11 protein-coding genes and 1 pseudogene are annotated in these 14,007 nt (G+C 61.6%); 3 read left to right on the forward strand and 9 right to left on the reverse strand.

What is annotated here, in order from left to right; all coding sequences use genetic code 11:
* The first annotated feature begins 49 nt into the window (after window positions 1-49).
* From AC6EUH_RS07475 to AC6EUH_RS07485, 3 genes are all read left to right on the forward strand, one after another.
* Entirely contained in the window at window positions 50-967 is a 918-nt protein-coding gene (locus AC6EUH_RS07475) for an ATP-grasp fold amidoligase family protein (RefSeq protein ID WP_499738251.1), read from the forward strand.
* Window positions 968-1,412: 445 nt separating this feature from the next.
* On the forward strand, window positions 1,413-1,586 hold the full coding sequence (locus AC6EUH_RS07480) for a hypothetical protein (protein ID WP_499738252.1): 174 nt from the start codon (window positions 1,413-1,415) through the stop codon (window positions 1,584-1,586).
* A 516-nt stretch (window positions 1,587-2,102) separates the two neighbouring features.
* Entirely contained in the window at window positions 2,103-2,312 is a 210-nt protein-coding gene (locus AC6EUH_RS07485; RefSeq protein ID WP_499738253.1) for a hypothetical protein, read from the forward strand.
* Window positions 2,313-2,735: 423 nt separating this feature from the next.
* Here AC6EUH_RS07485 and AC6EUH_RS07490 read toward each other — a convergent pair.
* The 9 genes and pseudogenes from AC6EUH_RS07490 to AC6EUH_RS07530 form a co-directional block, all read right to left on the reverse strand.
* Window positions 2,736-4,037: pseudogene (locus tag AC6EUH_RS07490) on the reverse strand (ISL3 family transposase).
* A 513-nt stretch (window positions 4,038-4,550) separates the two neighbouring features.
* Window positions 4,551-5,345, reverse strand: coding sequence for an ATP-grasp fold amidoligase family protein (locus AC6EUH_RS07495; protein WP_499738254.1), 795 nt, complete (start codon window positions 5,343-5,345; stop codon window positions 4,551-4,553).
* Window positions 5,346-5,418: 73 nt separating this feature from the next.
* Window positions 5,419-6,399 carry a glycosyltransferase family 4 protein gene (locus AC6EUH_RS07500; protein WP_499738255.1) on the reverse strand — a complete coding sequence of 327 codons (981 nt, stop codon included), beginning with the start codon at window positions 6,397-6,399 and terminating at the stop codon, window positions 5,419-5,421.
* Window positions 6,389-8,275, reverse strand: coding sequence for a glycosyltransferase family protein (locus AC6EUH_RS07505; RefSeq protein ID WP_499738256.1), 1,887 nt, complete (start codon window positions 8,273-8,275; stop codon window positions 6,389-6,391). The genes AC6EUH_RS07500 and AC6EUH_RS07505 overlap by 11 nt, the downstream gene beginning before the upstream one ends.
* Window positions 8,276-8,562: 287 nt before the next feature.
* The gene (locus AC6EUH_RS07510; protein WP_499738318.1) at window positions 8,563-9,324 is read right to left on the reverse strand and encodes an HAD family hydrolase; all 762 of its coding nucleotides are present in this window, start codon (window positions 9,322-9,324) and stop codon (window positions 8,563-8,565) included.
* Between the two features lie 2 nt (window positions 9,325-9,326).
* Window positions 9,327-10,859, reverse strand: coding sequence for a glutamate--tRNA ligase (gene gltX / locus AC6EUH_RS07515; protein ID WP_499738257.1), 1,533 nt, complete (start codon window positions 10,857-10,859; stop codon window positions 9,327-9,329).
* 129 nt (window positions 10,860-10,988) lie between these two features.
* Complete coding sequence (locus tag AC6EUH_RS07520) at window positions 10,989-11,765, reverse strand: fumarylacetoacetate hydrolase family protein (RefSeq protein WP_499738258.1); 777 nt, start codon at window positions 11,763-11,765, stop codon at window positions 10,989-10,991.
* Between the two features lie 27 nt (window positions 11,766-11,792).
* The gene (locus AC6EUH_RS07525) at window positions 11,793-12,593 is read right to left on the reverse strand and encodes an MBL fold metallo-hydrolase (protein ID WP_499738259.1); all 801 of its coding nucleotides are present in this window, start codon (window positions 12,591-12,593) and stop codon (window positions 11,793-11,795) included.
* Between the two features lie 78 nt (window positions 12,594-12,671).
* Window positions 12,672-14,003 (reverse strand): polysaccharide deacetylase family protein, encoded by a 1,332-nt coding sequence (locus tag AC6EUH_RS07530; protein WP_499738260.1) that lies wholly within the window; start codon window positions 14,001-14,003, stop codon window positions 12,672-12,674.
* Window positions 14,004-14,007 lie beyond the last annotated feature (4 nt).

Genomic DNA, 14,007 nt, shown 5'->3' on the forward strand with positions numbered 1-14,007 from the left:
GCGCAGTAGGCCGCACGCTGCACCCCTCCCGCTTGGTACGATTCTGGGCATGACTAACTGGCAGGACTACATGGTTGAACGAATCGCGAATAGGGAGCCCGGGATCCCCTGGTTCATCCACGACAAGCTCAAGTGCTACCGGTGGTGCGAGGAACACGGCTTGGCCACCGTAACGGTCCTTCGCGACTGGGCAAACCCGGGTGAGATCAGTCTTGCAGGCCTGCCCTCCGAGTACGTCATCAAGCCCTCCATGCAGTCCTCAACCAAAGGTGTAATGGTTATCCGCAAGGTTGATGGGGAGCTTTGGGACTCGATGCAACGCCGCTACGTAACCGAAGATGAAATCGTCTCCCTCCAGGAGAAGATGTTCGATGAGACCCAGTCGCTGAGCAAGAGAATCATCGTCGAAGCGAAGATTGAGGATGTCGCCGGCGTTGACATACCCCGCGACTTCAAGGCTTACTCGTTCGGCGGCGAAATCGCCCTCATTCTGGAAATCGACCGCAACACAAAGCCCTCAAGTGTCAGTTGGTTCGACGGTGAATTTAACGCCGTCACTGACGACCGAGTCACGAGTAACCCAGAATTCACCCGCCAGCGCGAAGCGATACGGCCTAAGCAGTGGGCCGAGATACTGGATCTTGCCAAACGAACCTCGGCATTCCTCGACACGCCGTTCGCGAGCATCGACATGTACTCCACGCAGACTGGGCCGATTGTGGGCGAAGTTACACTCGCCCCGGGCGGCTTGTATCACGGAAAGCATTACACACTCTCCGCTGAGCAGCAGGACCGGATGGGGGCAATGTGGGCGCGAGCCGCGGAAGCCATGAACCCGGATACGGAGCGCGGCCGCCTCAACATCCTTGCCAAGCTAATGCACGATGCCCCTTACGCGCTGCTGGCCGAGGACCAGCAACACCAGGTCGACCAGGCCCGGCAATTTGAATTGCAGCAGCCGGTCTAGCTGCAGGCCGGGCTGCCTAAGGACCCAAGTCCTGCGGCGGCCTCTTGCGTCAGTACGGAGTCTGCGTGCAGGTTCTGCGCAGCCGAACTTGCATTCCTACCGCACGGTCCGGACGTTGTTGCGGGAAGCCGTGCGCCGCCGCTACCTGCAGTCCCGGGCCGACGAGATCACCGCGGCCCTGCGGCGCGAGCAGTTTGGGGCCGCGCGGGGATCGAGGCCGCCGCCACCTCTAGGGCGCAAGTAGCGGTCATTGCTGAGCTGAACATCAGGTCCAGACGCTGTAAGGGCAGGTGGAGGTGTGATTTGGGCGGCACCCGGACGCTGAGACCTACTGAGCCAGCGAGGCCTCGGCCCTGTGCTCGGTGGCCGGTATCCGGATGCTAGTCGAGTTCGGCGACGACCCGCATCGTACACCTATGCCCGGGCGCGGAAGAACTACTCCGGCATGAGTCCGATCATCCTCGCCTCCGGCAAGAAATGCGTGGTGCTGGCCCGTTGCGCCCGCAAGCACCGTCTCGGCGACGCGCTGAACGGTCAGGCTTTTACAAGGCTGAGTGCTTCGCCCGGCGCACGGGTCTACGATGACGCCCGCAGAGCGCGCAGAGCCACCCAGCATTAGCCCTGCGCGCTCTCGGGAACCGGCTGGTGGGAATCCTGCCCGGCTGCTTGCGCCACCGCACGATCTACGACTAAAGCACCGCCTGGCCCGCAGCCTCCGAGGAAGAATGCCCGCGGCAGCTTGACAGCTTAGACCCATAGGATGTCGTGATTGTTCCCGACATATCCGTCGCCGGACCCGTGGAAGTCAGCTGGTCCAAGCGCCGGTACTTCTCCGATGAATCCGAATGGCCTGGCCATGCACGGCCTTCTTCGAAGCCACCGTCGAGGTCGCACTTGGTCCAATCGGACACGCTTATCTCCGCCGTCATTGATTCCGCCAGCGCCGCCACAGAGACGGCCGCCGCTCACGGCGTCTCGTGGTGGCTGGTCCAGCGGGCCTTGAACACGGCGGCAACCAGACTGCCGGACACGTACAAGCTGCGGCCACGGATGCTCGGCACGACGAGCACCACTTCAGGTCCGTCCGATTCCTGCAGGACCCCCAAAGCAAGGCTTAGAATGTTTCGAACCCCGGGTGATCACCATCTTCCATATGGACACCGGGCAAGTCCTCGGCCTGGTCGACCGCAACGACAACAAGGGCGTCGGCGAATGGCTGTTCAAGCGCCCGCTGGAATGGCGCCTCGGCGTGCAGGCCGTGGCGATCGACCCATCCGCAGCTGTCCCCGGAGCCCTGCCGATGTGGCTGCCCCGCACCGCCGTCTCGGTCGACGCTTCCACCTAATCCTGCTCGGCAACAACTTGATCCCCGAAGTCCGCCAGCGTCTGACACCGGAGACCAAGGGCCGCCGTGGCCGCACCACCGACACGGTCTGGGCCAGCCGGAGGCTGCTTCTCCGGCCCGCGAGACGCTCTCGGACCGCGGAAGCGACCGGCTAAGCCGAGTGTTCGATCACGACAACCCGACCGGCAACCTGCAGGCGGCGTAAAACGTCCAAGAACAGCTGCGAGCTCTGCTGCGCCCGGCTCACTCCGAGACGCCAACGCCGCGAAGGACAGGCTCGGGAAACTTGTCGAAATCGCCGCACGCCCGAGGCGACACTGCTCTGGCGCACGGTCTGCCGCTGGTGGAGGCGAATCGACTCTTCACGGTTCTTGGGGAAGTGATTCCCGGATGAGTGTTATGCCGCCGTCCGGACGGCACTTCTCATGAGGATAATCGATTTGTAGTCCCCGGGTTCCGGTGGCCGCGGGTGGTGCGTTTGATGTGTTTGATGCTGGTGTTGTTGGCCTCGACCTTGCCGGCGGTGGCGCCGGTGACGATGAGGACTTCGATCTCGTTCCACCACCGGCAGACCGTCCGGTAAAGCTTGTTCGTTTCCGGCCGGCCGGCGGCTCTCACGAGCACTTTGAGTTCCTCTTTCGCGGCTGCCGCGTCGGCCAGGGAGTCGGTGCGCAGCAACGCCCTGAGTTGCTCCTTGACCTTCCACACGGCTTGGAGCTTGCCGGTCGCGTCGTCGGCGGCGAAGACCTCCTCCAGCCAGTGAGCTGCCCTGTCCGAGAGCGTGTCGCCGGCCCGCAGGAGCAGCATGCGGTGGGCCCAGGCCTGATCCACGCCGCGGCCGCGTCGTCCCTTGACCTGTTGCGACAGGTTCTAGCGGGCCTCTGTCATGGCCTGGTTGCCGAGGGAGACCAGATGGAAATGATCGACCGCGACGGCGGTGCGGGGCAGCCACATCCTCGACGCCTTGCGGAACGCGGCCGACGGGTCGATCGCCACGACCTGCACGCCCAGCCGCCAGGCCAGCGGGCGGGCGAAGAGCCAGTCCCCGAGGCCCCTGTGGTCCCGGCCATCGACCACGCCCAGGACCTGCCCGGTGTCCAGATCAACGATGGTTGTCATCCACGGCTCATGCCGGACCCAAGTGCTCGACCCATAGTCCCGGAAGAATCGCACGGACCGGGACCGGTGTTCATCGATGCCCAGCATCCGCGGCCTGAGGTCATCCACATCCGGCAGGGTGAGATGGCAGGCTTCGGTCAGCGCGGCGCGGACCATCCACCAGGACACCGCGAATGCAGCGGCGGTCGAGGACAGGGCCCGGCCGGAGCTGATGACCCCATCAACGACGTGGTTCCGGAGCCTGCCGGTGGACCGGGCACGGCGCGGTACCTGGGCAGTGGATTCGAAGAACGACAGCCGCGGGCAGGCCGGCTCCTCGCAGTGCCAGCGGTACTTGGACCATAGCACTTCGAGGGCGCCGGCCACGGGAATGTCCCGGATCCGCTGGAAGCGCCGTTCCTTCCGCCGCGCTGCAACGACACCGCAGCTCGGGCAGCCCGGCGGCAGGTTCGTTTCGATGATGACCCGGCGCCTGCCGTCGTCCAGAACGGTCGCGGAGATGACACGGTAGTCAGGCAGATTGAGAGTGCTGGTGGCAACGTCGGACGCCACAACGATAGGGTCAGTCAAGGCCAGTGGCTCTGTTCCGGTTGAATGCTTAGACACACTTATCCCAGCAGGGCCACGGGCCCCTTCTTTATCTGGGACACGGAATCAATTCCCTACAAACCTTGAAGAACCGGCAAATCGAAGTCCTCATTGTCACCGGGGAACAACAGCGAAGGTCGAGAACCCAAAAACGGACAGGATGCGGATTCGTCAATAGCATGAATTGCACCACCCGCATAACGCTCAGAAGCGCGGCCAGAACGGCGGCCTGAACATTCACCGCACGGTGGAAAACCCACGAACCACATAGAACATTCAATCCGGTAAGTTCAACCCGGAAGGAAGGTAACTTCCCAGCTACAAATCAGCTTTTTCATCGATGGCGGCGTACAAGATGTGTGGCTCAAGGGTCGGTCCGTGACTCGCGGCGGTAGGGCGGACGAGACCTAACGCGTTATGCAGGTGGAACAAGAAGGGAGGAACTATCATCGCCCATCGGCACTCCAAGTGCAGGTCAAATCGACGAACGAGCGAGCGAGCATGTCCAAAAGTATCTAAGGCACTTCCAAATCAAGACCTGGAGATTAAATTACGCTCGGCTTCGTCCCACATCTCACCCATCAGGTGATCGAGACCGTCAGATAAGTTGAAGTGCTCACCGAAATACAAGCCCCCCGGAGTAAGAGTTAGCTCGCCGACGACTGGACCTGAGATACTGGCGTACATATCCACGCTCACAAATGGCGTCGGTATCGCAAGAGATACGCGACGAGCGAGGTCCAAAAGCTCGGGCCAAGACGAAGGGCGACAGCCATTTTTGTGTTGCACATACTTTTCGCAGAGAATGATTTTGTCATCGCGCAAAGGCATATAGCTTCCGTCGAACCATGCAACGGCTGAGGGCGAAACATTGCGGTCGATTTCAAGTACTAGTGCCACTCGGCCGTGAAAAACGTAAGCCTTGTAGTCGATTGGGACATTATGCCCCTGGATGTCTACTACAAGCTCCTCGATAATGACGTTCTTTGCAGGATCCTGGATCTCATTGAAGTAACGGGCTTGTTCGTCGACTATCTGGGACAAGGTGAGCGTCCGTTTTCGCAGTGAATCAAAATAACCGTCATCAGTCCGGGACAAAACCATAACGCCACGCATAGAAGACTCAAGATTCGGCTTGATAACAAAGTTGACCGGAAGCCCGCTTAGATCAATGTCGCTTGGTCGTTCGAACACGCGCAGCAGTCGAGCTGTCGGAAATGAGTTGGCTTCGCAAAATTCATGGAGTTCAGCCTTATTCAGAAGCGACCATGGAACCGCCGGCTCTAGCCCTTCAATGCGCTGCTTGATGCGTGCCCGCCACCCCATGACTGCCTCCCGACCTTGATTCACGCCGTAACCTCCAGCTCGACTCCCGGGACACCGCGAACTACGCATCGAGCTACGATGTCTTCACCTCGGTCAAGCAACGAACGCGATCCGCGAATTCATGTACGGCACCCACGGGAACAAGGTCATAGGGGGTGCCGGCCACAGTCCTTTCAGCCAAAGCGCCAACGTCGTAGGCCACCGTTTGTAGGCCGGAGGCTAATGCTTCGGCTACACCGTATCCAAACGACTCTCCAAGACTCGTGCTACAGAACACGCCGCCCCTGAGGGCCGCAAACCGATAGATTGCAGCGATTTCTGCTTGAGAAATATTGAGCAGAATACTAATGCGCTCGGATAGGCCATACTGCGCAGCATCCGCCAATATCTCGGAGATGCGTTCAGGCTGTGTTTCGAAACTAACGATCAGTATTCCGCGATAATCGGGCGAAAGCAGGGAAAGCACTCTCAGGAAGTCCCTAGGATTCTTGCCTTTATCAAACCGACCAATCCAAATCAGGGGGACACCGTCAGCCAAGCCAGGCAGCTCCGCATTTGGGATGAATGTATTAAATATCGCACCATCTATAAGATTCGGGACCTCAACCACCCTATCGCGTTCAGCGAGAGGGAGCTTTGCACGTACTACCTCCCGGAGGAAAATGCTGGGAACAGAGATCTGGTTGATGCGGCGTCGATCCAACAATCCAAGCTCGCGCTCTATAATAGCCTCATCTGATGTATGAAATTCGTAGTTAACTCGCGAAGGGGTATCTACGTCTATCAAACCGACAATTTCGGGAAGTGAAATGACTCTGATTTCATCGAAATGAGCAACCGCACTAATGTGACGAAGAAATCCCTCAAATCGACCTCGAGTTACTATTCGGACCGTAACATTTGGGACGCCGGCATAGGCGGACATGCCGGAGAGATCGGTGTGGAAAAGTAGGTTATGTTCCTCCTCCGGATTCGCAACGGCGCGATTGCGTAGAACAGTCGTCATTCCACCTAAACTACAGTTTGGATATACCGAAAGTATTTTACGTTTCATTTTTAATTCCCATCAGTTCCACCATGCGCTCCGCTCGAGCCCGCCAAGACGAGGTCTTCAAAAACTCGGCTATTTCCTTCTGCTCGCTGGTCTCGATTGGCCCGTCTAGAGCCCGTCCGAGGCATTCAATAAAGTCCGACCGGCGCTCGTATATATACGTCGAAGGACACTGCGACACTGATCCCATTGGCGCAGTCACCACTCTTAGACCAACAGCTAGGTACTCATAAATTTTATTTGGGTCTACAGCAAACGTAAGGGTTGAGGGTTTGAACGGAATTAGACCAACCTTCCATGTCTCAGAAATCTCCCTAAACTCCGCGTGCGTTCTTGGTCCCAGGTGGATTACATTCTTTGGTAGACGCAAGTCCTCTGGCTTTCCATGTCCAATAATCTCAAATCTAACGTCCCGGAGCTCTTCTGCGGCGGTGATAATCAACGACCAGTCGAACCAGGATGGGGTCAGATGACCGAGATAACCTACAGTGCGCTCTGCTGATCGCCGCTCGTAATTCTTAGCCGTCCGGTTGCGCTCGGCACTGACAATGAATTCCTCGTTCACGGCGTTCGGAACAACTATCGAGTAACCCGGAGCGCCACGGAGCACGTCCATTTTTAAAGCAAGCCTGGGGCTCACGGTAATGACGGTGTCGACGTTTGCACATACCCTCCGTTCGAGTTGGGGGTTGAACCATTTCGAGTACCCGACCCGGTTGAACTCCTCCATATCATCCCTGACCTCATAGGTGGTCCTCCAGCCGTGAAGCTTCAAGAGATCAATGGCTGTGGCCGCTGCTATGTCCGGAAATGAGCTGCATATAAAAACACTCTTGTGGCCTGGTCGGCTTTTGGCCGCGGTTAGGAATTGATGTAGTCGGTCACGAGAGAACTGCCGCGCGCGTTCACCTTGATTAGATTGACCGTCGGGAACCTTACTAAAGGGGAAGAACACCACCCAATACCCCATCTCGAGATATTCCTTCGCCAATCGATTTGGCCGCAGTGACAGGGTTGGGTGGCCAAGCTGTGGCGCAGTCGTATAGAGAACTACTAACGATTCGTCATCTGGAATACTTGCGACAAAATCTTCAATCGACTCGTCGACCTGAGTAGTATCTTCTCGGCCAACAAGGGTCAGAATTGGCTCATCAGCCAGATAAACGTCTACCTCGCGCTTCCAAGCTTTTCCGGTCAAACTGAGCTTTGTGGCGCCTGCTGGTACGCGTAAAGTGGCATGAGTTTTAGCAGGAATGGAAATATCTTTACTGGAATGCAAGTAGCGATACAGGCCTAACTTGGGGTGGACGGCCAGGTCTCCGTACGGGAGAATTATCTCATCTCTATCATTGCTAAATGAGAACGTTATCAAAGATGCTGTTTCGCTTTCCTGGCTCCCCCACGCAGAGAAATCAATTGCGACCGCGGTAGCACTTCGTACGTCATACTGCCGTTCAAATTCATCAACTGGTATCAGAACTTCGACGGATACAGAATTTAGCTCGACGAACCCACGGCCCTTAATCCTCACAGCGAGAGTGAAGCTCAGCGCTCCAGCATCGAACTTATGATCGAATATATTCGAATCATAGAAATGGGGACGATTTCCAGCGGCAGAATACTCAACGATCGAGAAGGTAAGTGCGACGTCCGAACTCAGTACATCGACTGCGACTCTGATTGTGCTACCGGCTTCGAACGGAAAGGAAGGTTCCGGTGGTCGCTCTTCGAATCTCAAGTCGCTTCGGTTCATTCCCACGTAGAAGTGACTATTTCGGTTCGACTCGACTCTGATGCCTGAGGAGCCGCTTGAGATCATTTCCACATTTTTCAATACCGATTTGGTCCAGCATTCCTCAAATAGTTTCGTGGCAGTCATCAACACTTTCCCCTAGTACGTTTCATAACGATGACATCCCAATGTCAACTGGCGTCTAACACCGATCCGAAACCCGCTTTTCGGGAGCTCGCACCGCGGTGAGTGCAATACGCCCAGAACATGATCCCGATTCTATCCCGGCCAGGGGTAAGCTCCGTGAGAGGTCTCTATCGTTTCGTGAGGTGTCTTAGTCGTGACGTCGTTCCGTTCAGATGTAAGGTCCGTTCTCCGCTCTGTCAGGCTCATCATCTGTGCGTGGTCGCTGACACGGAACCCCTGGCAATCCTTCAAGCGAGTGGCAGTACCTCCAGCAGCTCCAGCAGGGAACCGATCTCGCGGCCGGCGAAGCCCGGGGCCGGTTCCCCGCCGCGATTCAGCCAGACGCCCAGGAGGCCGGCAGCCGTCGAGCCGTCAGCGTCGAGGAGGCGGTTGTCCCCCACGTAGAGCGTTTCGCCGGCGCCGGTGCCGAGCCGGCGGACGCCCTCCAGGTAAATGGCCGGATCCGGCTTCGCCGCGCCGACGGTGTCGGTGCCCACCAGCACGCTGATGCGCGCCAGGCCGGCGGCGTCCAGCTTGACCCGCTGGTAGTCGTGGACGTTGTTGCTTACGGCGCCGTACGGGATGCCGGCGGCATCGAGCGCGTCCAGGATCGGGGTGACGTCGTCGAAGGCGCGGATGTAGCCGTGCTGCCGGCTGGCGTAGGAGCTGACCCAGTGCTGGGCCTGCTCACCCTCATCCAGCTCCACCCCGAAGTGCCCCAGGGCGGCCCGGCCGCGGAGGAGGCGCTGCTCGTTGAAGGTCAGCTCCCCGGCAAGGTAACGGTCATAGAAGTGGGTGGTCTCGCGGGTGAAGATCCGCCCGAACTTCTCCCACCCGGCCTGGTCCAGGCCGGGCAGGAGGTGTTCGCTGACGTCGCGCAGGGCCGCCGTCATTGAGAACTCGAGGTCCACCAGGGTGTCGTCGATGTCAAACAGCACCCCGCGGATGCCGCCCAGGCCCGCGGCGAGGGCGCTGGGCCGGGCACTGGTTCGGGCCGCGGGCGTGCTCATCATCAGCCGCGGAACGCGCGGAGCCGGGCCAAGGATGAGTCCTTGCCCAGGATCACCATGGATTCGAACAGCGGCGGCGAAATCCGGCGGCCGGAGATCGCGGTGCGGACCGGGCCGAAGGCCAGCCGCGGCTTGACGCCGAGTCCCTCCACGAGGGCCTCCTTGAGCGCGGCCTGGATGGTCTCGGCGTTCCAGTCCGCGATGGGCTCCAGGGCGGCCAGGGCGGCGTCGAGCACCTCGGTGAGGTTCTCCGGAAGCCCCTTGCGGGCGTCGTCCGCGACGTCGATCGCGTCGTCGTTCTTGAACAGGAAGGCGAGCATCTCGGGGGCCTCGCCCAGCAGCGAGATGCGCTCCTGGATCAGCGGGGCCGCCTCGGCGAGGATCTCCTCCTGGCGTGCGGTGAGCGTGTCGCCGAGGAACCCGGCGGTGCGCAGGTACGGGACCAGGCGGCCGCGGAAGTCCTCGGCGTCGAGCATCCGGATGTGGGTGCCGTTGATGGCCTCGGCCTTCTTGATATCGAAGCGGGCCGGGTTGGCCAGCACGTCGTTGACGTCGAAGTGCTCGATCAGCTGCTCCACGGTGAAGATGTCCTCATCGGCGGAGAGGCTCCAGCCCAGCAGCGACAGGTAGTTGAGCAGGCCCTCCGGGATGAAGCCGCGGTCTCGGAGCAGGAAGAGGTTGGACTGCGGGTCGCGCTTGGAGAGCTTCTTGTTGCCCTCACCCATGACGTACGGCAGGTGGCCGAAGACCGGCAGGTAGCTGGCGACGCCGATGTCCATCAATGCGTTGATCAGCACCACCTGGCGGGGCGTGGAGGACAGCAGGTCCTCGCCGCGAAGCACGTGGGTGATGCCCATCAGCGCATCGTCCACCGGGTTGACCAAGGTGTAGAGCGGGGAGCCGTCGGCGCGGACGATCACGTAGTCCGGGATGCTGCCGGCCTTGAAGGTGATCTCGCCGCGGACCATGTCGGTGAAGGTGACATCCGAATCCGGCATCCGGACGCGGAGCACGGGCTGGCGGCCTTCGGCCTTGAACGCGGCCAGCTGCTCCTCGGTGAGCTCGCGGTCGAAGTTGTCATAACCCAGCTTGGGGTCGCGGCCGGCGGCGCGGTGGCGCGCCTCGACCTCCTCCGGGGAGGAGTAGCACTCGTAGGCGTAGCCGGCGTCGATCAGCTTGGCGACGACGTCCTTGTACAGGTCCAGACGCTGGGACTGGCGGTACGGCTCGTGCGGTCCGCCCACCTCCACGCCTTCCTCCCAGGTGATGCCGAGCCATTTCAGCGCCTCGAGCAGCTGCTGGTAGCTCTCCTCCGAGTCGCGCGCCGCGTCCGTGTCCTCGATGCGGAACACAAAGGTGCCCTTGGTGTGGCGGGCGTGGGCCCAGTTGAACAGGGCGGTACGGATCAGGCCAACGTGCGGGGTGCCGGTGGGCGACGGGCAGAACCGGACACGGACCGGTGTGTCAGCGGTGACTTCGCTGGTCACGCTGGGGGCGGAGCTGGAGACGGCGTCGGGCGCAAAAGGAGTAGTCATAGTGGTACCAACATTACCAACCCCGGTCATCACCGGGCGCCCGCGGTTTCCGCCGCGAAAACGGACAGCCGCACCGTGGATCCACGGTGCGGCTGTCCGAAAAGGTCGCTTTTGTTGGACCCGGCCCCGCTAGCGGCGGACCACCGGGTTGGAGAGCCGGCCGATGCCTTCGATCTCCACCTCGAAGCGGTCGCCGGCCTCAACGAGTCCGACGCCGGCCGGGGTGCCGGTCATGATGACGTCGCCGGGCAGGAGGGTGAAGGCCTGCGAGACGATCGAGACGAGTTCCCGGACGCCGCGGATCATCTGGCTGGTGCTGCCGTCCTGGCGCAATTCGCCGTTGAGGCGGCCCTGGATCTGCAGGTCCTCGGTGTTCAGCTCGGTCTCGATCCACGGCCCCAGCGGCGCGGAGGTGTCGAAGCCCTTGGCCCGGGCCCACTGCAGGTCGGTCTTCTGGACGTCGCGGGCGGTGAGGTCGTTGCCGCAGGTGTAGCCGAAGACGACGTCGTCGACGCGCTCCTCCGGGACGTCCTTGCAAATCCGGCCAATGACGACGCAGAGCTCGGCCTCGAAGGACACTTCCTCGGAGAATTCCGGCAGGATGATCGGATCGTTGGGCCCAATCACGGAGGTGTTGGGCTTCAGGAACAGCAGCGGCTGGGCCGGGACGTCGTTGCCGAGTTCCTTGGCGTGTTCCACGAAGTTGCGGCCGACGCCGATGACCTTGCTGCGCGGGATGATTGGGGCGAGCAGGCGTACGTCCTCGAGCTTGTGCCGCACGGCGGTTCGTTCCACGCCTTGGAAGAAGGGGTCGCCGTTGATGACAGTGACTATCTCACTGCCGGGCTCACCTTCAACAATGCCGTAGAGGGGATCAGAATCGACTACAAACCGGGCGATGCGCATGGCTCCAAGCGTACCGTCTCCGGACGGTTAGGCGGTGCCGCTGTCCGTGCGCAGGTAGTGCAGCTGGGCGGCGACGGACAGTTCCGCCGCGGGCCGGACGGCGGGGTCGACGGCGGCGTACACGGCGTCGGCCACTTCGGTCACCTCGGCGCCGGCGCCCAGGCCGTCCAGGGCGGTGCGGATCTGCGCGAGGCGGTCCTCGCGGTGGTCCCGGTAGGCGCGGACGATCGTGTCCAGTGCCGGCAGCATGGGCCCGTGGGCCGGGAGGACGGTGGCGGCGCCCAGCTGTTCCAGCCGGTCCAGGGAGGCGAGGTAGTCCCCCAGCGTGCCGTCGGGGTAGTCCAGGACCGTGGTGCCGAGGCCCAGGATGGTGTCGCCGGTGAGGACCGAGCCGCGGGCGCCGTCGTCGGGCAGGTGGAAGCAGACCGAGTCCGAGGTGTGGCCCGGGGTGGCCACGACCCTGATTTCCGTGCCGGCGGCGTGGATGACTTCGCCGTCGGCGAGGGGTGCTCCGCCGTGGCAATGGGCCGGGTCCTTGGCGCGCACGGGTGCGCCGGTGAGCTCAGCGAACCTGGCGGCGGCGGCCGTGTGGTCCGCGTGCCGGTGCGTGATCAGGATGAGTTCAACAGTCCCGGCCCCGGCCAGCTCCTGCAGGTGCGGCTCGTCCAGCGGTCCGGGATCGACCACGACGGTGCCGGCCGCGCCGGGGGCGGCGATGACGTAGGAGTTGGTCCCATGCAGGCTCATCGGCCCCGGGTTGGGGGCCAGCCTGAAGCGGGTCAGCTCTGTGCTGCGCACCATGGCGCGGGGGTCATCCGGGATCACCATTCCATCTTCCCACCGAACCGGACGGGATGCAGTGCCGGCGTCATACGAGCAGCAGAACCGGCAAGGCGGTACCGGCAGCTATGCAGCCAGCAGCCGGGGTTCCTGCACGTGGAGTTCCCCGCCGGAGACGGGCGTGATGCGTACCCGGACCCGCGGAGTTCCGGTCAACGGCAGGATGACGTATTGGTGCACCTGTTGGAAGCCGGCCGCGGGCGGCAACGTGATGGTCTTGGCAGCAGAGAATGATGCCGGGTAGGCGGGGTCAAGAACCTCCACTTTGACCCGCACCCCCGTAGTCGAGCGCATCGAGACGCGAAGCTGCCTGGCCGAGCCGGCGTGGACGCCGACCGGAACGTCTTTGAACAGGGCCAGGGACAAGGAGCCGCGCCGTGCGTAGGAGACCCCTGCGTCCGTGCGCCGGGCCCAGTTAGCGGCAGCCCCGTTCCACCCGTTCCATCCGGCAACGAAACTGGCCCCCGCGGACATAAGGTCATGGCGCGACGACGTCGAAAAGCTTGCCATCATCAGGCCGCCGGTCGTGAGAATTTCCAGCCGGCCCGCGTCGCGTTCCCGGGCGCACCAGGCGAAGAAGCCCTCGATGGCCTGCAAGTCCGTGTCGTCCACAAGGCTGGGGTGGTACATGAAGCACACCCCTCTCCCCAGTTTCCGAGCGGCCGCGACGAAGTCCGGCCCGCGGCGCGCGTAGTCCGCGTTGTCGAGGCCGATATGCACGTTGCCCATGCTGTCCAGCGGATTCCCCGTCATCGGCCAATAGCCGGGAACATAGCCGGTGGACAATGCGTGTTGCTGGGTAATCAGTCTGCCCGCGAGGTACTTCTGGAAGGAATACTTGGTTTTTCCACCTGCGAAGCCGAGGTACTGCGTTCCGCCAACGCCCGGCGGGACGAACAGCTCAACGGGCAGCTTAGGCATGGCTGCCGTTAGGGCGTTGCGTGAATACACGATTTCTTCCCGAAGACGCTGGGGGGTGTCCGCGTCGGTGTGGGTGGCGCCGTGATTGGCGATTTCCAGGCCGTTGGCAAGAGCCAGCGCCTGGAGGCGGGGGAACGACAGGTTGTTGCTGCCGTTGGCCCCGGTTTCCACCCGGAACATCTGCGACAGGGCAGCAATGGTCACCGGAATGCCGTACTTCTGGTGGAGGGGAAGGAGCCTGGTTTCAAATTTGTTCAGGTGGTGGTCACAGCGGAAGGCGATGGCCGCTTTGCCGCCGGTCCCGATTGCGCCGCCGCGTCGGGCGACAAAAGCATCAACGAGGGCGGTGTTCGGCGTAAACGGGTAGGTCTGGGTTTCGCCGCTTGCAGCGCTTCCGGAAGCCAAGGTGGCCACGGCACCGAAGGCACCCGCGTACAGGAAGTTCCGCCGGCTGAGGGTCTTCGAGCCAATATACATATCA

This window comes from Arthrobacter sp. 001422645 (assembly GCF_059816125.1).